Raw genomic sequence first — 24,080 nt, forward strand, 5'->3', positions numbered from 1 at the left:
CTACAATGATTACATATAAGACCGAAAAAAAACGGAGCAACACTCCGTCGTGCCGGTCGCCGCGCATGCGCGTCACCCGGCCTCCTGCCCGGCATCATCCATTGCCCGCGATCACCCGCCGGCGCTTCCCGCCGGCCGGCTGCGCTGCTCCGATTCGAGCACGTCGGCCGTGACGTCCGCGAGCGTGCGTGTGCCAAGCGATGCTTCCATCGCGCGCTGCGCGTCGCCGATATAGTCGAGCAGCACGCCCTGGATGTGCCGCCCGACGAGACACGCGGGATTCGGCGCCTCACGATGCAGCGCGAACAGCTGCGCATCGTCGACCGCGCGGTACACGTCGAGCAACGTAATCTCGCCGGGCTCGCGCGCCAGCAGCGCGCCGCCGCCCGCGCCGAGCTGTGACGTGGTCAGCCCCGCGGCCGCCAGCATCGACAGCAGACGGCGAATCAGCGCCGGATTCGTGTTCACGCTACCCGCGATGATGTCGGACGACAGCGGCGCACCTTCCTGCATCGACAGCAACGCAAGCACATGAACGGCAAACGCGAACCGGCTGCTGGTATTCATTCCTCACTCTCTCGGTGACGCCGGCTCGAACGGCAGCCGGCGACAATGTGTAACCATGATAATTACATATTGAAGATTCCGCAAGGGCCCTTCACTCGCCGCTGGCCGGCTTCGCACCCGAGGCGTTCTGCTGGCTCCACTGCTGGAGCTTCTTGCCGGCCTCCGCCATCTTCGCGCCCGCTTCCGATGCCGCGTGTGCGACGACGGCGGAAGCGGCCGCATCGATCTGCGCCTGCGCGGCGGACGCAAGGCCGCTCGCCGACAGCGGCGGCACGGCCGAGGCCGCGCTCGCAATGCCGGCCTTCGCGGCATTGATCTGCTGGTTGACGGTGCTCGCCACCTGATCGAGCGCCTTGGCCGCGTTGTTGGCGGCATCGGCGGCCGCGCTGGCGGCCGTATCGGGTTGCGTGGCCGGCGTGCCGGACTTCTCGCAGCCTGCGAGCAACAGCACCGCACCGACGGCCGCGGCCGCCAGCACGGACCCGGGCACGCAACGCGCCGGCCAAGTCTTCATCTTCATCAGCGATCTCCGGCCGTGCGCAGCACGGCCTGAATGGTTGAACCAGCGTCGATGATACCGCCTGTGGAACAGGGCCAATGACGACTCGTGATTAAAAATGCCTTTCAATTTCGGATTTGTCTGATTCAATTGCAGGCGTGCCGAGACTAAAGTGGGCAGGCTTCAATCCGCTCCGTCTGCTTCCCGTTTCTTCATGGCTTTCCTCATCGACTGGTTCATCGCGCTGGCCGCCGCGCTCGCCACCACCTTGTTCCTGTGCCTTCGTTCACCGTCCGCGCCGCGCCTGCGTGCAGCCGGGCGCCCGCGCCGCGTGGCGTGCGCTCGCCTGCTCGTTCAGGCTGTGATCGGTTTCTGGACGGCCGCGCTGATCGTCGCGCAGGGCATCCTTGGCCCCGACGGCGACGGCCAGTCGCACGCCGGCTTCGCGGCGCTCGCATTTGCCGCACTCGGGCTCACCACCGTCGCCGCCTACTGGTGCGCCTGCGCATTGCGGCTGTGGCGCTCACGCGTGCTGTTCGCCCGCCGCTGACGCGCCAGACCGGTGCATCGTGGCGCACCATGCCACGCATCGCACGCACCATTTGAGCTCTCATCGCACCACGCGCGTGCACCCACTGCGGCTCCGGGCCCACACGCGGCCTGCCCCGCTACCGTGCACGCATCGCCGGCGTGCCGCATCGCACGGCCTTCCGCACCACTTGTACGCACGCGTTCACCAAGTTGGCTCGATATTTGCGTTCCTTGCCCGTTTTTTGCGCAAGGAAGCCACGGCATGGATGGTCTGAAATCCGGCGTCGATACACTGTTCCTCTTGATCGGTGCCGTCATGGTGCTCGCGATGCACGCGGGCTTCGCATTTCTCGAGCTCGGCACGGTCCGCAAGAAGAACCAGGTCAACGCGCTCGTGAAGATCCTGGTCGACTTCTCGGTGTCGACGCTCGCGTATTTCTTCATCGGCTATACGATCGCGTACGGCGTCGAGTTCTTCGACGATATCGGCACGCTGTCGCAGCACAGCGGCTACGCGCTCGTGCGCTTCTTCTTCCTGCTGACGTTCGCGGCGGCCATTCCCGCGATCGTGTCCGGCGGCATCGCCGAACGCGCGAAATTCAATCCTCAGCTCGTCGCGACGCTGATCATCGTCGGCTTCATCTATCCGTTCTTCGAAGGGATCGCATGGAATGAACGCTTCGGCGTGCAGGGCTGGCTCACGCATGCCTTCGGCGCGCCGTTCCACGATTTCGCGGGCTCGGTCGTCGTGCATGCGTTCGGCGGCTGGGTCGCGCTGCCGGCCGTGCTGCTGCTCGGCGCACGCCACGGCCGCTATGCGAAGGACGGCCGGATCGCCGCGCACCCGCCGTCGAACATTCCGTTTCTCGCACTCGGCGCGTGGGTGCTCGCGGTCGGCTGGTTCGGCTTCAACGTGATGAGCGCGCAGACGCTCGACAAGATCAGCGGCCTGGTCGCCGTGAACTCGCTGATGGCGATGGTCGGCGGCACGCTCGCCGCGTGGATGGCCGGCCGCAACGATCCGGGCTTCACGTACAACGGCCCGCTCGCGGGCCTCGTCGCGGTCTGCGCGGGCTCCGACGTGATGCACCCGATCGGTGCGCTCGTCACCGGCGCGGCAGCCGGCGCACTGTTCGTCGCGATGTTCACCTGCGTGCAGAACAAGTGGCGCATCGACGACGTGCTCGGCGTGTGGCCGCTGCACGGAATGTGCGGCGCGCTCGGCGGCATCGCGGCCGGTGTGTTCGGGCAACCCGCGTTCGGCGGCCTCGGCGGCGTGTCGTTCATGTCGCAACTCATCGGCACGCTCGGCGGCATCGCGATCGCCACCGCGGGCGGCACGCTCGTGTACGGCGCGCTGAAGGCGACCGTCGGGCTGCGCCTCGAGCGCGAAGCCGAATTCGACGGCGCCGACCTGTCGATCCATCGCATCTCGGCGACGCCCGAGCGCGACTGAGCGCGAATACGCGTCCGATCGGCGTCCGGCAGCCCGCCTGACGGACGCCCAACGCATCATTACGTTTTCAATTCAAAAAACTTTCATCGAGCGCCCCTAAACTTCGGTCCAGTTTTCAACTTGCCTTCGCAATGCTTGCTGATCGCCTGCTGCGCGAAAGGCGATTCTTCCAACATTCGAAACTGGACTCCACATGCCCGCGTTGCCCAATGCTTCCCGTCGTCAGGCCCTGAAGATCCTCGCCGGCGCACCCATGCTGCCCCTCTCCGGCCTCGCGCTGCCGGCCCTGCTGACAGGTTGCGGCGGCGACGACAATCCGGCGGTGACGCCGGCCGCCGCCGCGTACACGTCGGCGGCGTTCTCGGCGATGGCCGCGCCCACGCTCGACAACGCGGCCGCGATGGCCACGACGACGGTCGGTTCGACGCTGTCGGTGTCCTTCTCGGACGGCTCGTCGCGCAACTTCAAGCTCGCGTACCGGCCGTTCTTCGTGACGGGCGACATGGTGCCGGACGGCAAGGGCGGCACGACGCTCGCGGGCGGCTACTACGACATCAACAACCAGCCGATCATCGATCGCTCGGTGGCCGGCAAGGAGCGCCAGTTCTATTCCGACTGCCCGGACGGCAGCTCGCTGCTGACGCTGAAAAATGCGAACGTGCCCGGCGTGAAGGGCAACACGGTGTTCGCGGTCGTGCAGTTCGAATACACGACGCGCGACCAGGCGAGCGCGTCGCAGTACGGCCAGCTGCCGTCGCCGATCGCCGTGCTCACACTCGACCAGGATCCGTCCACCGGCGCGCTGAAGGTCGTGAAGTACCACAACGTCGACACGTCGAAGGCGCACGGCCTGTGGATCACCTGCGGCGCGAGCCTGTCGCCGTGGGGCACGCACCTGTCGAGCGAGGAATACGAGCCGGACGCGACGAAGGCCGCGACCGACGCGCAGTTCAAGGCGTTCAGCAAGAACACGTTCGGTGACGAGACGAAGGCGAACCCCTACCACTACGGCCACCTGCCCGAGATCACCGTGAATCCGGACGGCACCGGCACCGTGAAGAAGCACTACTGTCTCGGCCGCATCTCGCACGAGCTGATCCAGGTGATGCCGGACCAGCGCACCGTGATGATGGGCGACGACGCCACCAACGGCGGCCTGTTCATGTTCGTCGCCGACAAGGCGGCCGACCTGTCGGCCGGCACGCTGTACGTCGCGAAGTGGACGCAGACGTCATCGGCCGGCGCCGGCACCGCGACGCTCACGTGGATCAGGATCGGCCATGCGACCAGCGGCGAGATCGAAACGCTCGCGAACACGCTGAAGGCGTCGGACATCATGGACCTTGTGACCACCGACCCGAACGATGCGAGCTACACGAAGATCCATTTCGGCGGCAAGTTCAACTGGATCCGCGTGAAGCCGGGCATGGAAAAAGCGGCCGCGTTCCTCGAGACGCACCGCTACGCGGCGCTGCTCGGCGGCAGCATGGCGTTCACGAAGCTCGAAGGCACGACCGTGAACGCGAAGGACAAGATCGTCTACACGGCGATGTCGCGGATCGAGACGTCGATGGTCCAGGGCAACGCGGTGTCGCGCGACGTCGCGGTCGACAAGAAGATCGCCTCGGGCGCGGTCTACGCGCTGAACCTGAAGGCCGGCCAGCGCGACACGACGGGCGGCGCGATCGACAGCGAGTGGGTGCCGGTCGACATGGGCGCGCCGGCCGCGCTCGTCGGCGAGGACCTCGCCGCGGCCGATGCGCTCGGCAACCTGGCGAACCCGGACAAGATCGCGAACCCCGACAACCTGAAGTTCTCCGAGAAGCTGCGCACGCTCTTCATCGGCGAAGACTCGGGCATGCACGTCAACAACTTCCTGTGGGCGTACAACGTCGACACGAAGTCGCTCGCGCGCGTGCTGTCGTGCCCGGCCGGCGCCGAATCGACGGGCCTGCACGCGGTCGACGAGATCAACGGCTGGACCTACATCATGAGCAACTTCCAGCACGCGGGCGACTGGGAGTCGCCGCTGCACGACAAGGTCAAGCCGACGCTCGATCCGCTCGTGCGCGCGAACTTCAAGGATCGCTTCGGCGCCAGCGTCGGCTACCTGACGGCCGAGCCGACCAGCATCAAGCTCGCGAAGGCCTGACCGCTTCGCACGAGGGGGGCAGCGCCCCTGGCAGGCCGCCCCTGACCGGGCGTCCCTGACTGGGCGTCCCTTTCTTCATCACCGTTCATTCGTCGGCGCTCCACGCCGGTTTACGCGCGATGCCCATTGCGGGCATCGCGCTTTTTTTTGCGCGCGCCACGCGCACGCGAGTGCGCACGAGCCCGGTCGAACGGGCGATTTCAGCGATCGGGGGATAATACGGACCTGACGCGTCCGGCGGACGGGCAAAAAAAAGCGCCACGGAGACCGTGGCGCTAAAAAAGTTCTAGCCATTCCGAGGGCCGTGCTAGAACCTGAGAGACTGCGCGAAACACCGTTGCCGGTTAAACTCCTGAAACGATGTTTCGAAAACGTGAGACATTCTTTCCGTTTCCGCCCGACAAGTCAAGCGGTATTTGCACCGGTTTGTTCGCTTTCCGGCAATGCTCATTTGAGCGCTTTCCTAATAAACCAAGGGTGAACCCGTAAAATCTCATCCGATGAACGATTCACCCATGGAACATGCATCTTTTGACAATCATCCTACAATACCAACAAAATTGAAATCGAGTTTCGGAAATAGAGAGAATCCCTCGTGTCGACACCTGTAACGCCTCCCGCGCCCCGAGACCGCGAATCGTCGCCGGACGAGATCACCGCGCTCGCGCGCGGCCTCGCCGTGCTGCGGCGCATCGCGGCCGCCGACGCCCCGGTCAGCAACCGCGAGCTCACCGAATTGACGGGCATCCCGAAGCCGACCGTGTCACGCATCACGGCGACCCTCGTCAGCGCCGGCTTCCTGTTCCAGTTGCCCGACAGCGAGCGCTTCGTGCTGACCGCGTCGGTCCTGGAGCTGAGCCACGGCTTCCTGCGCAACTTCGACATCCGCGCGCGCTCGCGGCCGTTCATGATCGAACTCGCCGAGCGCACGTCGCTGTCGGTGCACCTCGCGGTGCGCGACCGGCTCGACATGGTCGCGATCGACGTGATCCGGCCGCGCTCGGCCGTGCTCGTCACGCGCCTCGAGATCGGCTCGCGGATGGACATCGCACGCACCGCGGTCGGCCGCGCGTATCTCGCGGCACTGGAGGACGACGAGCGCCGCGTACTGCTCGACGCGCTGCGCGCGACGGCCGGCGATGACTGGCCGCACGTATCGGCGCGCCTGACCCCCGGTCTCGAGGACGCGATGCGCGCGGGCCATGCGATCGCGATCGGCGAATGGCGTGAAGGGCTGAACGCGGTCGCGGCCGGTTTCGTCGGCCCGTCGGGCCAGCACTATTCGGTGAACTGCGGCGGCGCATCCAGTCAGTGCCCGCCCGAATGGCTGCAGGAACACGTGGTGCCCGCGTTGCACGAATGCATCGCGAAAATCACCCGCGAGATCGGCGGCGCGCCAGCCCGGCGCAGCGCCGTGTAATCGGTCCGTCATCGTCCTGTCGCCTTATGTAACGACCGTAACCCGTTGAAAGATAGACGACTGGACTGTAACGGGGACGGGACGTAGCATCATGCCCATCGTCGCGCCGCATCCGCGGCGCGCACCGCTCTTTTCTTTTTCCCGCGCGGACCGGAAGGGCCCGGACCGAGCCGGCCCTCCGGCACCGCATGCCCACGCGCCACCCCAGGCCCGTCTCCCGGCCCGCCGCGCCGTCTTCCTGACAGAACACGATGGACAACCAACAAAAGCCCACGCCCCCTTCGAAGGATCCCGCCTCCCCCGCCGCGCGCCGCCCGCGCCGCACGCTGGTGATCGGGACGCTCGCGGTCGTCGTCATCGGCGGCTTGCTGTGGTGGCACCCGTGGGGCCGTACGCAGGCGGACGCGTCGGCGGCAGGCAACGCGGCCTCCGGCGCGAGCGCCGGCGGCAGTGGCGGCCATCGCGGCCGCGGCGGCCCCGCCGCCATGGCGAACGTTCCGCAGCCCGTATCGGTCGCGACCGCGACGCAGGGCGAGATGCCGATCGTGCTGTCCGCGCTCGGCACCGTGACGCCGCTCGCGAGCGTGACTGTCAAGACGCAGCTGTCGGGTTATCTGCAGTCGGTCGCGTTCCGGGAAGGCCAGATCGTCAAGAAAGGCGACCTAATCGCGCAGATCGACCCGCGCCCCTACCAGGTCGCGCTCGAAAATGCCGAAGGCACGCACGCGCGCGACTCGGCGCTGCTCGCGACGGCCCGCATCGACCTGAAGCGCTACCAGACGCTGCTGTCGCAGGACTCGATCGCGTCGCAGACGGTCGACACCCAGGCGTCACTCGTCAAGCAATACGAAGGAACGGTGAAGACCGACCAGGCAGCGATCGACTCCGCGAAACTGAACCTCACGTACGCGCGCATCACGGCGCCCGTGTCGGGCCGCGTCGGCCTGCGCCAGGTCGACCCCGGCAACTACGTGACTGCGGGCGACACGAACGGGATCGTCGTGATCACGCAACTGCAGCCGATGAGCGTGATCTTCACGACCTCGGAGGACAACCTGCCGCAGATCGTCAAGCAGGTGAATGCGGGCCAGAAACTGTCGGTCACCGCTTACAATCGCAACAACACCGTGCCGCTCGAGACGGGTTCGCTCGAAACGCTCGACAACCAGATCGACACGAGCACCGGCACGGTCAAGCTGCGCGCGACCTTCGACAACAAGGAAGGCCTGCTGTTTCCGAATCAGTTCGTGAACACGCGGCTGCTGGTCGACGTGATGCGCAATGCGACGATCGTGCCGACGGCCGCCGTGCTGACGGGCTCGATCGGCCAGTTCGTGTACATCGTGAAACCCGACAACACGGTGACGGTGCGCAAGGTCAAGGTCGGCCCGGTCGACGGCGAGCGCACCAGCATCGTCAGCGGCGTCGCGATCGGCGAGCGCGTGGTCACCGACGGCTCCGACCGGCTGCGCGAAGGCGCGAAGATCACGATCCCGGCCGACAAGCCGAAAGGCGCGTCGGGCGCGCATGGCGCCGGCGCGGCGTCCGGCGCATCGGGTGCGGCCGCCCACCGAGGCGGACACAAGCACGACGCGTCGCAGGCTGCGGCCCCCGCGGCCCAGTAACGCGCGGGCCGCTCGATGAATCCGTCCCGCCTCTTCATTCTCCGGCCTGTCGGCACCGCCCTCCTGATGGCGGCGATCATGCTGGCCGGCCTCGTCGCGCTGCGCTTCCTGCCGCTCGCCGCGCTGCCCGAAGTCGACTACCCGACGATCCAGGTCCAGACCTTCTATCCCGGCGCGAGCCCGGAGGTCATGACGTCGTCGGTCACCGCGCCGCTGGAGCGACAGTTCGGCCAGATGCCGTCGCTGAACCAGATGTCGTCGCAAAGCTCGGCCGGCGCGTCGGTGATCACGCTGCAATTCTCGCTCGACCTGCCGCTCGACATCGCCGAACAGGAAGTGCAGGCCGCGATCAACGCGGCCGGCAACCTGCTGCCGTCCGATCTGCCCGCCCCGCCGATCTACGCGAAGGTCAACCCGGCCGACGCGCCGGTGCTGACGCTGGCCATCACGTCGAAGACCTTGCCGCTCACGCAGGTGCAGGACCTGACCGACACGCGCCTCGCGATGAAGATCTCGCAGATCGCGGGTGTCGGCCTCGTCAGCCTGTCGGGCGGCAACCGGCCGGCCGTGCGGATCCAGGCGAACCCGACCGCGCTCGCGCAGTACGGGATGAACCTCGACGACCTGCGCACGACGATCTCGAACCTGAACGTGAACACGCCGAAAGGCAACTTCGACGGCCCGACGCGCGCATACACGATCAACGCGAACGACCAGCTCACCAGCGCCGATCAATACAACGACGCGGTCGTCGCCTACAAGAGCGGCCGTCCGGTGATGCTGACCGACGTCGCGAAGGTCGTCGCCGGCTCGGAGAACACCAAGCTCGGCGCGTGGGTGAACTCGGAGCCCGCGATCATCCTGAACGTGCAGCGCCAGCCGGGCGCGAACGTGATCGCGACCGTCGACGCGATCAAGGCGCAACTGCCGAAGCTGCAGGAGACGCTGCCCGCCGCGCTCGACGTGCAGATCGTCACCGACCGCACGACGATGATCCGCGCCGCCGTGCGCGACGTGCAGTTCGAGCTGCTGCTCGCGGTCGGGCTCGTCGTACTGGTGATGTACCTGTTCCTCGCGAACGTCTACGCGACGATCATCCCGAGCCTGTCGGTGCCGCTGTCGCTGATCGGCACGCTCGCGGTGATGTACATGGCCGGCTTCTCGCTGAACAACCTGTCGCTGATGGCGCTCACCATCGCGACCGGCTTCGTCGTCGACGACGCGATCGTGATGATCGAGAACATCGCGCGCTACGTCGAGGAAGGCGATTCGGGGCTCGAGGCCGCGCTGAAGGGCTCGCGGCAGATCGGCTTCACGATCATATCGTTGACGGTGTCGCTGATCGCGGTGCTGATCCCGCTGCTGTTCATGGGCGACGTGGTCGGCCGGCTGTTTCACGAGTTCGCGATCACACTCGCAGTGACGATCGTGATCTCGGCGATCGTGTCGCTCACGCTCGTGCCGATGATGTGCGCGAAGCTGCTGCGCCACTCGCCGCCGCCTGAAAGCCACCGCTTCGAGGCGCGCGTGCACCGCGCGATCGACTGGGTGATCGCGCGCTACGCGGTCGCGCTCGAATGGGTGCTGAACCGCCAGCGCTCGACGCTCGTTGTCGCGCTGCTGACGCTCGGGCTCACCGCCCTGCTCTACGTGTACGTGCCGAAAGGCTTCTTCCCCGCGCAGGATACCGGCGTGATCCAGGCGATCACGCAGGCGCCGCAGTCGATCTCGTACGGCGCGATGGCCGAACGCCAGCAGGCGCTCGCGGCCGAGATCCTGAAGGATCCGAACGTCGAAAGCCTCACGTCGTTCATCGGCGTCGACGGCAGCAACATCACGCTGAACAGCGGCCGGATGCTGATCAACCTGAAGGCGCGCGACGAGCGCGCCGAGTCGGCCGCGCAGATCATCCGCAACCTGCAGCAGCGTGTCGCGAACGTGACCGGCATCACGCTCTTCATGCAGTCGGTGCAGGACCTGACGATCGACTCGACCGTGAGCCCGACGCAGTACCAGTTCATGCTGACGAGCCCGAATCCGGACGAGTTCGCGACCTGGGTGCCGAAGCTCGTCACGCGGCTGCAGCAGGAGCCGTCGCTCGCCGACGTCGCGACCGATCTGCAGAGCAACGGCCAGTCGGTCTACATCGAGATCGACCGCGCGAGCGCCGCGCGCTTCGGCATCACGCCGGCGACCGTCGACAACGCGCTGTACGACGCGTTCGGCCAGCGTATCGTGTCGACCATCTTCACGCAGTCGAACCAGTACCGCGTGATTCTCGAGTCGGAGCCGAAGGAGCAGCATTACGCCGAATCGCTGAACGACATCTACCTGCCGTCAGCGGGCGGCGGCCAGGTGCCGCTGTCGTCGATCGCGTCGTTCCATGAACGGCCGTCGCCGCTGCTCGTCGCGCACCTGTCGCAGTTCCCGTCGACGACGGTCTCGTTCAACCTCGCACCGGGCGCATCGCTCGGCGAGGCCGTGAAGGCGATCGACGCCGCCGAGAAGGACATCGGCCTGCCCGGCTCGTTCCAGACGCGCTTCCAGGGCGCGGCGCTCGCGTTCCAGGCGTCGCTGTCGAACCAGCTGTTCCTGATCCTCGCGGCGGTCGTCACGATGTACATCGTGCTCGGCGTGCTATACGAGAGCTACATCCACCCGATCACGATCCTGTCGACGCTGCCGTCGGCCGGCGTCGGCGCGCTGCTCGCGCTGATGATCACCGGGCACGACCTCGACATCATCGGGATCATCGGGATCGTGCTGCTGATCGGCATCGTGAAGAAGAACGCGATCATGATGATCGACTTCGCGCTCGAGGCCGAGCGCGTCGAAGGCAAACCGCCGCGTGAGGCGATCTACCAGGCGTGCCTGCTGCGCTTCCGGCCGATCCTGATGACGACGCTCGCCGCGCTGCTCGGCGCGGTGCCGCTGATCGTCGGCGCCGGCGCGGGCTCCGAGCTGCGCCAGCCGCTCGGGATCGCGATCGCGGGCGGCCTGATCGTGTCGCAGGTGCTGACGCTGTTCACGACGCCGGTGATCTACCTCGGCTTCGACAGCCTCGCACGGCGCGTGCGCGGCTGGTTCGAACGGCACGGCCCCGGCCGCGACACCGGCAAGCACACGGGCGCATAAGCGATGAACCTGTCGCGTCCCTTCATCACCCGCCCGGTCGCGACGACGCTGCTCGCGCTCGGCGTCGCGCTCGCGGGCCTGTTCGCATTCATCAAGCTGCCGGTGTCGCCGCTGCCGCAGGTCGACTTCCCGACCATCTCGGTGCAGGCGTCGCTGCCCGGCGCGAGTCCCGAGACGGTCGCGACCAGCGTGACGAGCCCGCTCGAGCGGCACCTCGGCTCGATCGCCGACGTCAGCGAAATGACGTCGACCAGCACCGTCGGCAACGCACGGATCATCCTGCAGTTCGGGCTGAACCGCGACATCGACGGCGCCGCGCGCGACGTGCAGGCCGCAATCAACGCGGCGCGCGCCGACCTGCCCGCATCACTGAAAAGCAACCCGACGTACCGCAAGGTCAACCCGGCCGATTCGCCGATCATGGTCGTGTCGCTGACATCGGAAACGTCGTCGCCCGCGAAGCTGTACGACGCCGCGTCGACGGTGCTGCAGCAGTCGCTGTCGCAGATCGACGGGGTCGGCCAGGTGTCGGTGAGCGGCTCCGCGAACCCGGCCGTGCGTGTCGAGCTCGAACCTCACGCGCTGTTCCACTACGGAATCGGCCTCGAGGACGTGCGGGCCGCGCTCGCATCCGCGAACGCGAACAGCCCGAAGGGTGCGATCGAATTCGGCCCGAAGCACTATCAGCTCTATACGAACGACCAGGCCTCGCAGGCGTCGCAGTACAGCGACCTGGTCGTCGCCTACCGCAACGGCGCGGCCGTGCGGCTGTCCGACCTGTCCGAGGTCGTCGACGGCGTCGAGGACCTCCGCAACCTGGGCCTGTCGAACGGCAAGCGCGCGGTGCTCGTGATCCTCTACCGCTCGCCCGGCGCGAATATCATCGAGACGATCGACCGCGTGCGCGCGGCGCTGCCGCAGCTCACCGCGTCGCTGCCGGCCGACATCACGGTGACGCCGGTGCTCGACCGTTCGACGACGATCCGCGCGTCGCTGAAGGACACCGAACACACGCTGCTGATCGCGGTGAGCCTCGTCGTGATGGTCGTGTTCCTGTTCCTGCGCAACTGGCGCGCGACGCTGATTCCGAGCGTCGCGGTGCCGATCTCGATCATCGGCACGTTCGGCGCGATGTACCTGCTCGGCTTCTCGATCGACAACCTGTCGCTGATGGCGCTGATCGTCGCGACCGGCTTCGTCGTCGACGATGCGATCGTCGTGCTCGAGAACATCACGCGTCACATCGAGAACGGCAAGCCGCGGCTGCAGGCTGCGTTCGACGGCGCGCGCGAGGTCGGCTTCACCGTGCTGTCGATGAGCATTTCGCTCGTCGCGGTGTTCCTGCCGATCCTGCTGATGGGCGGCATCGTCGGGCGCCTGTTCCGCGAATTCGCATTGACGCTGTCGCTCGCGATTGGCGTGTCGCTCGCCGTTTCGCTGACCGTCACGCCGATGATGTGCGCGCGGCTGCTGCGCGAGTCGCACGAGGTGCAGGAGGAAGGCCGCCTCGGCCGGTTCCTCGAGCGCTTCTTCACGCGGATGCAGCGCGGCTACGAGCGCACGCTGTCGTGGGCGCTGCGCCGTCCGCTGCTGGTCCTGCTGATCCTGTTCGCGACGATCGGCCTGAACGTCTACCTGTACATCGTCGTGCCGAAGGGCTTCTTTCCGCAGCAGGACACCGGGCTGATGATCGGCGGCATCCAGGCCGACCAGTCGACGTCGTTCCAGGCGATGAAGCTGAAGTTCTCCGAGATGATGCGGATCGTGCAGGCGAACCCGAACGTGAAGAGCGTCGCGGGCTTCACCGGCGGCACGCAGACCAACTCGGGCTTCATGTTCGTCACGCTGAAGGACCGCACCGAGCGCAAGCTGTCGGCCGACCAGGTGATCCAGCAGTTGCGCAAGCCGCTCGCTGACGTCGCGGGTGCGCGCACGTTCCTGCAGGCCGCGCAGGACATCCGCGTCGGCGGCCGGCAGAGCAATGCGCAGTACCAGTTCACGCTGCTCGGCGATTCGAGCGCCGAGCTGTACAAGTGGGGGCCGCTGCTGACCGAGGCGCTGCAGAAGCGCGCCGAGCTGACCGACGTGAACTCCGACCAGCAGCAAGGCGGCCTCGAAGCGATGGTGACGATCGACCGCGCAACTGCCGCGCGGCTCGGCATCAAGCCCGCACAGATCGACAACACGCTGTACGACGCGTTCGGCCAACGCCAGGTCTCGACGATCTACAACCCGCTGAACCAGTACCACGTCGTGATGGAAGTCGCGCCGAAATACTGGCAGAGCCCGGAGATGCTGAACCAGGTGTGGATCAGCACGTCGGGAGGCAGCGCGAACGGCTCGCAGACGACCAACGCCGCGGCCGGTACCTTCGTCGCGACCTCGGCCGGCACGTCGAGCGCCGGGACGGCCGCCACCAGCGCCGCGGCGATCGCGTCCGATTCGGCGCGCAACCAGGCGCTGAACTCGATCGCGTCGAGCGGCAAGTCGAGCGCGTCGTCGGGCGCGGCGGTGTCGACGTCGAAGTCGACGATGATTCCGCTTTCCGCGATCGCGACCTTCGGCCCGAGCACGACGCCGCTGTCGGTCAACCACCAGGGGTTGTTCGTCGCGACGACGATCTCGTTCAACCTGCCGCCGGGCGTGTCGCTGTCTCAAGCGACCCAGGTGATCTACCAGACGATGGCGCAGATCGGCGTGCCGCCGACGATCGTCGGCAGCTTCCAGGGCACCGCGCAGGCGTTCCAGCAGTCGCTGAACAACCAGCCGATCCTGATTCTCGCGGCACTCCTGGCCGTCTACATCGTGCTCGGGATCCTGTACGAGAGCTACATCCACCCGATCACGATCCTGTCGACACTGCCGTCGGCCGGCGTGGGCGCCCTGCTCGCGCTGCTGCTGTTCAAGACCGAGTTCAGCATCATCGCGCTGATCGGCGTGATCCTGCTGATCGGTATCGTGAAGAAGAACGCGATCATGATGGTCGACTTCGCGATCGACCAGACGCGCAACGGCAACAAGTCGTCGTTCGATGCGATCCACGAGGCGTGCCTGCTGCGCTTCCGGCCGATCATGATGACGACGATGGCGGCGCTCCTCGGCGCGCTGCCGCTCGCGTTCGGCAACGGCGACGGCGCCGAGCTGCGCGCGCCGCTCGGGATCGCGATCGCCGGCGGCCTGATCATGTCGCAGGTGCTGACGCTCTATACGACGCCGGTGGTCTACCTGTACATGGACCGGTTCCGCGTGTGGGGCGAGAAGCGCCGCAACCGCCGCGGCAATTCGGGCGGACCGGCGGTGGCGGGCGAGTAAGCGGGTAACGGCACGAGCGACGGGCTTGCACACCGGCCGCAATCGGCTATCGTGTGTCCATGCCCATCCTCGCGCCCCGTTCCGGGGACCCGTCATGAACGTCCAGCTGAACCATACGATCGTCTGGTGCCGCGACAAGCATGCGTCGAGCCGCTTTCTCGCCGAGCTTCTCGAACTGCCGGCACCGACGCCATTCGGCGCGATGCTGGTCGTCCAGCTCGACAACGGCGTGTCGCTCGATTTCTACGAGAAGGCGGGAGACATCACGGCGCAGCACTATGCATTTCTGACCGACGAAGCCGGCTTCGATCGCGTGTATGCGCGCATTCGCGAGCGAGGGCTGCCGCACTGGGCCGATCCGGCCAAGCGGCAGCCCGATGACATCTACCGCCATAACGGCGGCCGCGGCGTGTATTTCGACGATCCTGACGGTCACTTCCTCGAAGTGATGACCCAGCCGTATGTGCTGAACGGATAACGGAACGCATCGGCCGGCGTTGCGCCGGCCGACGTGACGGCACGAGCGACGGGCACCCGGCCGCGGGTGGCGGGTAGCGCCATCGCGTCGGACAGCGGCCCCCGCCCTGCCACCGTTACTCGGCGGCAGCCGCCGTCTTGCGCGGACGACGTGCGCGGGTCGCCGTCTTGCGAGCCGGCTTCTTCGGCTTGGTGCCGGTGGCTGCTTCACCAGCCCCTTCACCAACCGCTTCCCCGGCCGGCTCGGCCGCCGGTACGGCCGGTGCTGCGTCGTGCGACGGCTGCGCGGCACGTGCCGCCGCGACGTGGTCGTCGGCCGTCGGCGCCGCATGCTGCGCCGCAACATGGCGGTCGTCGCCATGCTCCGGGTCGCGATGTGCCGCTTCGGCGTGCTTGCCGTCCGCGCGTGCGTCGCCACCGTGCTTCGCGGCGGCGCCCTTCTTCGCACCGGCCTTCTTCGCCGCGCTCTTGCGCGCGCGCTTGCGGCCATCCTTCGCGTCACCGTGCGTCTCGACCGCTTCGGTCACTTCGGCTGCTTCGGCCGGCACGCTTGCCGCCTCGCTCGTCACGTCGACGATCGCCTCCTCCACGTCGGCCTGCTCGCGTTCAGGCGAGGCCGCTTCCGCGCGCTGCCCGCGACGTCGCGACCCGCGCTCGGCCGGTGCCGGCTCCGCGTGGCGTCCGCCGTGACCGTGGTGCGCGCCGCCCGTATCGCGGTGCGCCATCACCGGTTCGGCCACGGCCGGCTGACGCGGCCGCGACACGAACGCGCCCGACTTGTCGTCGCGGCCCACTTCGAGCAGGCCGCGCGCCTGCGCTTCGTCGAGCAGGTTGCCAAACGCGCGGAAGCCGTAATACGACTCGTTGAAGTCCGGCTTGCGGCGCTTGATCGCGCTCTTGAGCACCGACGCCCAGATCTTGCCGACGTCGTCGCGCTCCGATGCCAGCGCATCGAAGGTCTCGACCGCGAGCGCGATCGCCTCGCTGCGACGCGCTTCCAGCTCCGGCTTGCGCGATGGCTCGTCGGGCCGCTTCGCGCCGCCGTTGCCCGTGCGCTGCTGTTCGCGCTTCGCCAGCGCGCGCTGCTGCTCGCGCACCAGGTCGTCGTAGAAAATGAATTCGTCGCAGTTGGCGACCAGCAGGTCCGACGTCGACTTCTTCACGCCGACCCCGATCACCTTCTTCGCGTTCTCGCGCAGCTTCGACACGAGCGGCGAAAAGTCCGAGTCGCCGCTGATGATCACGAACGTGTCGACGTGCGACTTCGTGTAGCAGAGGTCGAGCGCGTCCACGACGAGCCGGATGTCGGCCGAATTCTTGCCCGACTGGCGCACGTGCGGAATCTCGATCAGTTCGAAGCTCGCCTCGTGCATCGACGCCTTGAAGCCCTTGTAGCGCTCCCAGTCGCAATACGCCTTCTTCACGACGATGCTGCCTTTCAGCAGCAGCCGCTCCAGCACGGGCTTGATGTCGAATTTCTCGTACTTCGCGTCGCGCACGCCGAGCGCGACGTTCTCGAAGTCGCAGAACACGGCCATGCTGACGTTGTCCAGGGGTAATGCCATGTGTACTCCAACCGGTTGGTCGCCGCGTTGTATTGCGTAGCGGCGAAGAATGCATCGCGCACATGATAGCCGGTCGGCGGGTCGATTCCGCCATCCATGCGCGCGACCGCGCGGATAACGGGTTGCGGCGCCGGCCGTTACGGAGTGGTGCAGCCCCAATTACCCGCGCGCCGCCGCCCCAAATCGACATACACTTGAGTATCGGTCGTCCGTCCCTATCTGGGAGGATGACGCATCGCGCAAGGAGCGGTTTCATGACGACGAAGGTATTGCTGATTGGCGCGACCGGCCGCACGGGTCGGGCCTGCGCGGATCTGCTGCTCGAGCAGCCGGAATTCGAGGTGACTGCGCTGGTGCGCCGGCATGGCTATGCGCTGCCGGGCGCGAAGGTCGTCGAGGCCGATCTGACGGGCGATTTCTCGCACGCGTTCCAGGGCATCTCGCACGTGATCTACGCGGCCGGCTCGGCGGAATCGGAAGGCGCCGCCGAAGAGGAGCAGATCGACCGCGACGCGGTCGCGCGCACGGCCGAGCATGCGCTCGCCTACAACGTGCAGAAGCTGGTCGTGATCAGTTCGCTGAGCGCCTACTGGCCGGAGCGCAGCGGCGACGCGCTGCGCCACTACTCGCAGATGAAGCGCGAAGGCGACGAGCGCGTGATCGCGTCGGGCATCGACTACGTGATCCTGCGCCCCGGCCCGCTCGCGGACGGGCCAGGCGTCGGCAAGATCGCGCTGACCGAGGAACCGCTCGACTCGGCGCTGCCGGTGTCGCGCCAGGATGTCGCATGGGCCGCGATCGAGGCGATCAAGCTCGGCATTTCACGCAAGGTCGTCGGTTTCGTCGGCGGCAGCGTGCCGATCGAACAGGCGTTGCGCGCGTAACACACGCCCGGGCCGCCACGGGGCGGCGCATTTCGTCGTGCCGGCGGCCCGCGATGCGGGCCGCTCGACTGCGCGCCTGCTGCCTCCGGCTTACTGCTTCGGATGCGCGTCGGCCCACGCCTTCACCGCGCCGAGCGTGTTCTCGACGTGCTTGTCGGGCGACAGGCTCGTGTATTCGTACAGCACCTTCCGCTCCGGTGAAATCACGTAGGACACGCGGTTCGCACGATCGAGCGCGGGCAGCTTCGCGTCGTATTCGCGGATGATCTTCGCGTCCGGATCGGCCGCGACCGGGAACTTGCTGCGGCACTCGCTCACCGAAAACTTCGTCAACGTGTCGATGTTGTCCGCGGATACGCCGATTACCGTCGCGCCGTAAGCCTTGTAACGATCGACCGCGTCCGCGAACGCATGTGCCTCGATGGTGCAACCCTTCGTGAACGCCGCCGGGTAGAAGTACAGCACGACCGGCCCGTGCTTCAGCGCATCGGCCAGCGAGTACGCGTAGGTCTTGCCGCCCAGCGACGCCTGCGTCGTGAAGTCGGGCGCCGTGGCGCCCGGCTTCAGTTGCGCCTGCGCAACCAGCGCATGGCCGGCCACCATCAGCGCCGCCGCGGCGCCCACCAACAGTTTTCGCTTCATCTGCGTCCTCATTTCTTATAAAGTCAGCCTCGATGTAGGCCATACTGGCGTTCGCCTGTCGAACGCCAGTGTGCATGACCCGGTCCGGCGGCAACGCCAGCCGCGGCCGACCGGTTAAAGATTCCGCCTGGTCTGCCGTTATTCCTTCCGGACAGCCGGTTCCAGCCCTTCACGTCAGCGAGATACATGGAAGCCAACAGGAAACAGACGCCACGCAAGGGCTCCTGGCGCAACGCCTTGCATACGCTGCGCCGCTTCGCCTGGTCGGGCGGCGCGCTGATGCCTGCACGCGCCGGCATGCCGCGCCGCGACGACACCGTGCGCAACTGGCTGGAACAGACGGTCGGCACGGTGGATTTCCTCGCCCATGTCGACCGCGAGCTGCGCTTTCTGTACGTGTCCGACGCAAGCCTGCGCTTCATCGGTTATCACCGCGACTACCTGCACACGCTGACGCTGCGCGACCTGATCGCGGAACAGGATACCGCGGCGCTCGAAGGTCTGCTTGCGCGCGCCGCGCGTTCCGGCCAGGTCGAAAAGGCGACGATGTGCATCGTCAAGTCGCTCACCTACCCGCTCGACGTCGAGATCCGCGCGTTCAAGAGCCGCCACCACGGCGTCGATGGCTTCGCGATCGCGGCGTTCGACGTGTCGGCCTGGCGTGCGCTCGAGGCGCGCCTGACGTACGAAATGCACCACGACCCGATGACGGGGCTCGACAATCTGTCCGCGCTCGTGCCCGCGCTGATGCGCGCGCAGCAGGCCGCCGACGAAAGCGGCACCTGCGCGGCGCTGCTGCTGCTCGACCTCGACGACTACCAGCGCATCAACCGCGCGCTCGGCTACGACGCCGGCGACACGCTGCTGCGCGACACCGCGCAGCGGCTGCAGGCGCTCGTCGCGCCCGGCGAGCAGCTCGCGCGCGTCGCGAGCGACAAGTTCGCGATCGTGTTCACCGCGCCGGACCGCGCGCGGGCAAGCGATGCCGCCGACGCGCTCGCGCGCCGGCTGCAGGCCGCGGTGCGTGAGCCTTACGCCTACCAGGGGCAGACCGTCCACCTGTCCGCGAGCATCGGCATCGCGCTGTACCCGGACGAACGCGCCGCACACCATCGCGCGCAGCATCACAGCCCGCTGCTGCGCCGCGCCGACCATGCGCTCGCGCAGGCAAAGGCGGCCGGCGGCAATGCGCTCGCGTTCCATGAGCCGGTCGACGATCCGGCCGACGCGGAACGACTGAAGCTCGAGGCCGACCTGTACGACGGCGTGCGCAACGGCGAGTTCTCGCTGCACTTCCAGCCGATCACGCGCAGCCAGTCGGGTGCGGTGGACGGCGTCGAGGCGCTGATCCGCTGGCGTCATCCCGTGCACGGCCTCGTGCCGCCGGCAACCTTCATTCCGCTCGCCGAATCGATCGGCCTCATCAACTATCTCGGCAACTGGGTGCTCAAGGCCGCGTGCATGCAGCTCGTCGCCTGGGATCGCCAGGGGCTCGCGCTGCAGTATGTGGCGGTCAACGTGTCGCCGCAGCAGTTCCGCGACCCGCGCTTCACGCAAAGCGTGCGCGAGGCGATCGCGTTGACGGGCATCGACCCGCGCCGCATCGTGCTGGAAATCACCGAAAGCCTGCTGATGCACGATCCCGTCCAGGCGAAGGGGCTGCTCGAGGAGCTGACCGCGCTCGGCATCCGCTTCGCGATCGACGATTTCGGTACCGGCTATTCGAGCCTTGCGTACCTGCAGCGCTTCCCGCTCGCGAAGCTGAAGATCGACCGCAGCTTCGTCGAAAACCTGCTGACGTCGCGCAACGACCGCGCGATCGTGTCGGCGGTGGTCGGCCTCGCGCAAACGCTCGATCTCGAGCTCGTCGCGGAAGGCGTCGAGACCGAGGCGCAGCGCGAACTGCTGACCGAGATGGGCTGCAACCACATCCAGGGCTGGCTCGTCTGTCAGGCGCTGCCGTCCGAGGAGCTCGCGCGGCGCTTCGAGGCGCAGCAGTTGCGCCTGCACGCCGCCTGACGCGCGCGGCGAACCGGATACATCCGTATGTCAATCACCGCACACCTGCCCCGCACGGCGCTGCTCGACAAGCTGTGGGCCCGGATGAACGAACGGGGCGACTTCCCGCTGCTGTCGGAGTCGCTACGCGCGACGATGGCCGCGATGAAGAACGACGATCTCGACTTCACCGCGCTCGTGAGCGTCGTGCTGTCGGATTTCGCGCTCACGCAGAAAGTCCTGCGGCTCGCCAATTCCGCGATGTACATGGCGTTCGGCGGCAACATCACGACCGTCACGCGGGCGCTGATGGTGCTCGGCATGGACACCGTCGGCCATCTCGTCGTCGGGCTCAAGCTCGTCGACCATTTCCACCAAAGCACGCCGCGCCGCATCGACGCGAAGCTCGAGCTGAACCGCGCACTGCTGTCCGGTTGCGTCGCCCGCAAGCTGACCGAGCATGCCGAGTTGCGCGGCGGCGAGGAAGCCGTCGTCTGCACGCTGATGCGTCAGGTCGGCAAGCTCCTGGTGGTGTGCTATCTCGACAGCGAGTGGGACCGGATCCGGCGCCGCGCCGCCGAGCTGAACGGCGACGAAGCGGCCGCGTGTGTCGACGTCCTGGGCGTCGGCTTCGACGAGATCGGTCTCGAGGCCGCCGCGAGCTGGCGACTGCCCGACGTGATCCGCGCCGGCATGGCCGACGGCGACGGCGGTAGCGCACACGCCGCCGGCCTCGACGAGGACGACATCGACGAAGACCGCCAGCGGCCCCGCGACGCCTGCGCCGACGACAGCCCCGAGCGCGTGCGCTGGCTGCGCGCGGTGAGCCGCTGCTCGACCGACGTCGCCGGTGCGCTCGCGATGCCTGCTGGCCCGCAGCGCGATGCGCATATCGCGGCGCTCGCGCAGCACTACGCGCAGGAGCTGGATATCGACGCCGACGCGCTGGTGGAAATCGCCGACCGGCTCGCACGCGAGGAAGCGAGCGACACCGTGATGCGCGAGATCGTCGAGCTGCGCGCGAACGCCGACGCGATCGCACGGGCGCAGCCCGACCCCGAGGCATGCCTCGAGGCCGGCCTCGCCGACCTGCGCGCGCTGCCGTCCGAACACGTGCTGACGCCGGTGCTCGCACTCGCGTCGGAAAGCCTGCTCGCGGGCCTCGCGTTCACGCGCACCGTGATGTTCGTGCGCCGTGAAGACGGCGCGTTCGCCGCGCGGCTCGGCTTCGGCCAGGACGTCGACGCGGCGCTCGACCGGCTGTGCTTCGACGAGCGGTTCGAGCCGGACGTGTTCCATCTCGCGATCACGAACTCGGTCGGCATCTTCATCGAGCAGGCGCAGGACCCGAAGATGGTGAAGCGCCTGCCCGCGTGGTATCTCAATGCGCTTCCCGGCACGCGCGCGTTCGTGCTGCTGCCGGTACGCGTCGGCACGAAGACCGTCGGCCTGCTTTACGGCGACTGGGCCGGTGCGCAGCCGGCGCGCAAGATCACGCAGCAGGAGATGAGCGTGCTGAACGAGCTCGCGCGGGAACTGGGGCGGTTCTTCCCCGCGTAACGCAAGGGGCGCCCCAAAAGCAAACCGGCCGCGAAAGCGGCCGGCTGCATCGTGCGACGGATCGAAACGCTTACTTGAGCGTGACCGGCACGCTGAAGTACTTCTTCGCGAGGTTGTCGATCGTGCCGTCGGCCTTCAGTTCCTTCAGCGCCTGATCGAGCGCCGTCTTCAGCGCCGCGTCGTTCTTGCGCAGACCGAAACCGACGCCCGAGCCGAGGATCTCCGCATCGCTGACCGTGCCGCCGGCGAAGCCGAAGCCCTGGCCTTGCGGCTTCGACAGGAAGCCCTTCGAGCCCGCCTCCGAATCCTGGAACGTCGCGTCGAGACGGCCGGACTTCAGGTCCGCGTAGGCCAGGTCCTGCGTCTGGTACGGCACGACGTCGACGCCGGCCGGCGCCCACTTCTTCTTCGCGTACGCTTCCTGGATCGTGCCCTGCAGCACGCCGACGCGCTTGCCCTTCAGCGCTTGCGGGGTCGGCAGCAGGCCGCTGCCCTGCTTCGCGATCAGCTGGTTCGGGATCGTGTAGATCGGATCGGTGAACGCGATCGCGTGCTTGCGCTGGTCGGTGATCGTCATGTCCGAGTTGATCGCGTCGAACTTGCGCGCCTGCAGCGCGGGGATCAGGCCGTCGAAGTCGTTCTCGACCCACACGCACTTCGTCTTCAGCTTCGCGCACACCGCGTTGCCGATGTCGATGTCGAAGCCGGTCAGCTTGCCGTCGGGCGTCTTGTATTCGAACGGCGCGTACGAGGCCTCGACGCCGAACCGGATCTCCTTCAGATCCGCAGCCATCGCGCTGCCTGCCGCCACGGCCGATGCCGCCACTACCGCGTGCGCGGCCACTTTACGCCAATCCAACTTCATCAGGTGTTCTCCTCGATACTCGAATGTTCCGGAACTACGGGCGCATGCATCATTGCAGGGTCGGATGACAACCACAATGCCGATGCCGCGCCTTGATGCGGCGCAACAGCCGCAAGGCCGCGATTGTACCAATCCGCGAGGCCCGATACGGCAAAGCGGCCGCCGGCACACGATGCTGCACTGCATGCGCGATGACGACCGGATACGCCGTCGAACTTGCAAGACGATGTCGCAAATACGCAAGGCGCGACGCGCGGGCCGTCTGCGCGGCATGCGGGCGTCGACGCACTTCGGGGATGCTGCCGGACGATGCGCGGGCGACGGATCGCCGTAGCCGCGCACCGCCGGTCTTCCGTCAGACGAGTGCGGCGAGCGTCTCGCGCGTGGTGTCGACGACGAGCAGGCCCGCGCGCAAACCCGGCTTCACGGTCGGATTCGGAAACACGATGCGCTCCTCGTCGTGCTGCACCGTGTAGCGGTAGTCGCCGTCCTGCGCGAGCACGGTGCCGCGCGCGAACGCGGTGAAGTTCGCGACGTCGGCCGCGACGAACAACTCGAGCGCGTCGCTCTGCTTCGTGATCTGGTCGATCACCGTGAACACGCGCGGCAACGGCGGAGGGTCGACGTCGCGCGGCGCGCCCGAGACGAGGTTGCGCACCGCATGATCGGCCGACGCGAAGCGCGACAGATCGTTCTGGCCGAACGGCCGCACCTTGCCGAGTTCGAGCGTGCACGCGTGCGCGCCGCAATGCTCGGCCGTGTAATGCGAATACGTATTGCCCTTCGCGCTATGCAACAGCACGGCCGCGATGCGCGCATCGCCGAGCCATTCGACCATCGCGCGGGTCGGCGGCGTGCCCGTGTGCGGCAGCAGCGCGAACTGCTCGAACACCGATGCGCGGATCGCCGTGTGCATGTCGATGTGCCAGCGCGCACCGCCCGCCGGCGCGGCCGCGAAGAACGCGGCAGCCGCCGCTTCGAGTTGCACCGCGCGCGGCGCCTCGCGGCTCGCGGGCACTTGCGCGTGACGGCCGCTGAACAGGCGGTTCAGGTCGTCGTCGAGATAGCGTTCGCCCGCGCGCATCGCCGGCACGTTGCCGAGCACGACGAGCAATCGGCACGCGAGCGGCAGCGTGCCTGCCGCGAGATCGCGCACGAGCATCGACAGCAGCTCGATCGGCGCAGTCTCGTCGCCATGCACGCCGGCCGACACGAGCACGCTCGCCGCGTCGCCGGCCCCATTGGCCGAAGCCGGCGCGAGTTGGAGCAGCCCGTCGCCGAGCCATTGCCAGCGCACCGCACCGCCCGCGCCCGTGCCGTCCGTCACGGGCGGCGCGCCGCCCGCGAGCGTGAACGCGAGAAAATCGTCGAGCAGCGCGGCGCCCGGCATGC

General features: G+C 67.4%; 17 protein-coding genes. 11 read left to right on the plus strand and 6 right to left on the minus strand.

Features of this window, described 5'->3' with window-relative positions; translation table 11 throughout:
• Positions 1–111: 111 nt before the first annotated feature.
• Together DIE08_RS12670 and DIE08_RS12675 are read right to left on the minus strand one after the other, a co-directional pair.
• Positions 112–567: an Rrf2 family transcriptional regulator gene (locus DIE08_RS12670; RefSeq protein ID WP_124902074.1), complete on the minus strand. Its 456-nt coding sequence runs from the start codon at positions 565–567 to the stop codon at positions 112–114.
• A gap of 91 nt (positions 568–658) precedes the next feature.
• Positions 659–1,087, minus strand: coding sequence for a hypothetical protein (locus tag DIE08_RS12675; RefSeq protein ID WP_124902075.1), 429 nt, complete (start codon positions 1,085–1,087; stop codon positions 659–661).
• A 193-nt stretch (positions 1,088–1,280) separates the two neighbouring features.
• Between DIE08_RS12675 and DIE08_RS12680 the strand changes: the two genes are divergently transcribed.
• From DIE08_RS12680 to DIE08_RS12715, 8 genes are all read left to right on the plus strand, one after another.
• Positions 1,281–1,616: a hypothetical protein gene (locus DIE08_RS12680; protein WP_124902076.1), complete on the plus strand. Its 336-nt coding sequence runs from the start codon at positions 1,281–1,283 to the stop codon at positions 1,614–1,616.
• A 243-nt stretch (positions 1,617–1,859) separates the two neighbouring features.
• Positions 1,860–3,053, plus strand: coding sequence for an ammonium transporter (locus DIE08_RS12685; protein ID WP_124623226.1), 1,194 nt, complete (start codon positions 1,860–1,862; stop codon positions 3,051–3,053).
• Positions 3,054–3,246: 193 nt separating this feature from the next.
• Complete coding sequence (locus DIE08_RS12690; protein ID WP_124902077.1) at positions 3,247–5,205, plus strand: PhoX family phosphatase; 1,959 nt, start codon at positions 3,247–3,249, stop codon at positions 5,203–5,205.
• Between the two features lie 595 nt (positions 5,206–5,800).
• Complete coding sequence (locus DIE08_RS12695; RefSeq protein ID WP_124902078.1) at positions 5,801–6,625, plus strand: IclR family transcriptional regulator; 825 nt, start codon at positions 5,801–5,803, stop codon at positions 6,623–6,625.
• A gap of 251 nt (positions 6,626–6,876) precedes the next feature.
• Complete coding sequence (locus DIE08_RS12700) at positions 6,877–8,250, plus strand: MdtA/MuxA family multidrug efflux RND transporter periplasmic adaptor subunit (protein WP_124902079.1); 1,374 nt, start codon at positions 6,877–6,879, stop codon at positions 8,248–8,250.
• Between the two features lie 15 nt (positions 8,251–8,265).
• Entirely contained in the window at positions 8,266–11,385 is a 3,120-nt protein-coding gene (locus tag DIE08_RS12705; protein WP_124623235.1) for an MdtB/MuxB family multidrug efflux RND transporter permease subunit, read from the plus strand.
• A 3-nt stretch (positions 11,386–11,388) separates the two neighbouring features.
• Positions 11,389–14,697, plus strand: a complete 3,309-nt coding sequence (locus DIE08_RS12710; protein WP_124902080.1) for an efflux RND transporter permease subunit — start codon at positions 11,389–11,391, stop codon at positions 14,695–14,697.
• 94 nt (positions 14,698–14,791) lie between these two features.
• Positions 14,792–15,175 (plus strand): VOC family protein, encoded by a 384-nt coding sequence (locus tag DIE08_RS12715; protein ID WP_059603371.1) that lies wholly within the window; start codon positions 14,792–14,794, stop codon positions 15,173–15,175.
• Positions 15,176–15,290: 115 nt separating this feature from the next.
• Here DIE08_RS12715 and DIE08_RS12720 read toward each other — a convergent pair whose 3' ends face one another.
• Complete coding sequence (locus DIE08_RS12720; protein ID WP_124902081.1) at positions 15,291–16,739, minus strand: NYN domain-containing protein; 1,449 nt, start codon at positions 16,737–16,739, stop codon at positions 15,291–15,293.
• Positions 16,740–16,993: 254 nt separating this feature from the next.
• On the opposite strand from DIE08_RS12720, the gene DIE08_RS12725 reads away from it, so the two are divergent.
• Positions 16,994–17,623 carry an NAD(P)H-binding protein gene (locus DIE08_RS12725; RefSeq protein WP_124902082.1) on the plus strand — a complete coding sequence of 210 codons (630 nt, stop codon included), beginning with the start codon at positions 16,994–16,996 and terminating at the stop codon, positions 17,621–17,623.
• Positions 17,624–17,713: 90 nt separating this feature from the next.
• On the opposite strand, the gene DIE08_RS12730 is transcribed toward DIE08_RS12725, so the two are convergent.
• Positions 17,714–18,265, minus strand: coding sequence for a peroxiredoxin (locus DIE08_RS12730; RefSeq protein WP_124902083.1), 552 nt, complete (start codon positions 18,263–18,265; stop codon positions 17,714–17,716).
• A gap of 279 nt (positions 18,266–18,544) precedes the next feature.
• On the opposite strand from DIE08_RS12730, the gene cdpA reads away from it, so the two are divergent.
• Together cdpA and DIE08_RS12740 are read left to right on the plus strand one after the other, a co-directional pair.
• Positions 18,545–20,284 carry a cyclic di-GMP phosphodiesterase CdpA gene (cdpA, locus tag DIE08_RS12735; protein WP_221622505.1) on the plus strand — a complete coding sequence of 580 codons (1,740 nt, stop codon included), beginning with the start codon at positions 18,545–18,547 and terminating at the stop codon, positions 20,282–20,284.
• A gap of 27 nt (positions 20,285–20,311) precedes the next feature.
• A complete protein-coding gene (locus tag DIE08_RS12740; protein ID WP_124623247.1) occupies positions 20,312–21,823 on the plus strand; it encodes an HDOD domain-containing protein in 1,512 nt (503 codons plus the stop codon).
• 70 nt (positions 21,824–21,893) lie between these two features.
• On the opposite strand, the gene DIE08_RS12745 is transcribed toward DIE08_RS12740, so the two are convergent.
• Positions 21,894–22,688: an ABC transporter substrate-binding protein gene (locus DIE08_RS12745; RefSeq protein WP_059467138.1), complete on the minus strand. Its 795-nt coding sequence runs from the start codon at positions 22,686–22,688 to the stop codon at positions 21,894–21,896.
• Between the two features lie 355 nt (positions 22,689–23,043).
• Positions 23,044–24,078, minus strand: coding sequence for a succinylglutamate desuccinylase (gene astE / locus DIE08_RS12755; protein ID WP_185715859.1), 1,035 nt, complete (start codon positions 24,076–24,078; stop codon positions 23,044–23,046).
• Positions 24,079–24,080: the final 2 nt, after the last annotated feature.

Source organism: Burkholderia sp. Bp9004, from assembly GCF_003858025.1.
Classification (GTDB): Bacteria; Pseudomonadota; Gammaproteobacteria; order Burkholderiales; family Burkholderiaceae; genus Burkholderia; species Burkholderia diffusa.

Coding starts and splice junctions, on each gene's coding strand:
- DIE08_RS12670 (WP_124902074.1), bottom strand. CDS start 567: ATGAATACCAGCAGCCGGTTCGCGTTTGCCGTTCATGTGCTTGCGTTG.
- DIE08_RS12675 (WP_124902075.1), bottom strand. CDS start 1,087: ATGAAGATGAAGACTTGGCCGGCGCGTTGCGTGCCCGGGTCCGTGCTG.
- DIE08_RS12680 (WP_124902076.1), top strand. CDS start 1,281: ATGGCTTTCCTCATCGACTGGTTCATCGCGCTGGCCGCCGCGCTCGCC.
- DIE08_RS12685 (WP_124623226.1), top strand. CDS start 1,860: ATGGATGGTCTGAAATCCGGCGTCGATACACTGTTCCTCTTGATCGGT.
- DIE08_RS12690 (WP_124902077.1), top strand. CDS start 3,247: ATGCCCGCGTTGCCCAATGCTTCCCGTCGTCAGGCCCTGAAGATCCTC.
- DIE08_RS12700 (WP_124902079.1), top strand. CDS start 6,877: ATGGACAACCAACAAAAGCCCACGCCCCCTTCGAAGGATCCCGCCTCC.
- DIE08_RS12705 (WP_124623235.1), top strand. CDS start 8,266: ATGAATCCGTCCCGCCTCTTCATTCTCCGGCCTGTCGGCACCGCCCTC.
- DIE08_RS12710 (WP_124902080.1), top strand. CDS start 11,389: ATGAACCTGTCGCGTCCCTTCATCACCCGCCCGGTCGCGACGACGCTG.
- DIE08_RS12715 (WP_059603371.1), top strand. CDS start 14,792: ATGAACGTCCAGCTGAACCATACGATCGTCTGGTGCCGCGACAAGCAT.
- DIE08_RS12720 (WP_124902081.1), bottom strand. CDS start 16,739: ATGGCATTACCCCTGGACAACGTCAGCATGGCCGTGTTCTGCGACTTC.
- DIE08_RS12725 (WP_124902082.1), top strand. CDS start 16,994: ATGACGACGAAGGTATTGCTGATTGGCGCGACCGGCCGCACGGGTCGG.
- DIE08_RS12730 (WP_124902083.1), bottom strand. CDS start 18,265: ATGAAGCGAAAACTGTTGGTGGGCGCCGCGGCGGCGCTGATGGTGGCC.
- cdpA (WP_221622505.1), top strand. CDS start 18,545: ATGCCTGCACGCGCCGGCATGCCGCGCCGCGACGACACCGTGCGCAAC.
- DIE08_RS12740 (WP_124623247.1), top strand. CDS start 20,312: ATGTCAATCACCGCACACCTGCCCCGCACGGCGCTGCTCGACAAGCTG.
- DIE08_RS12745 (WP_059467138.1), bottom strand. CDS start 22,688: ATGAAGTTGGATTGGCGTAAAGTGGCCGCGCACGCGGTAGTGGCGGCA.
- astE (WP_185715859.1), bottom strand. CDS start 24,078: ATGCCGGGCGCCGCGCTGCTCGACGATTTTCTCGCGTTCACGCTCGCG.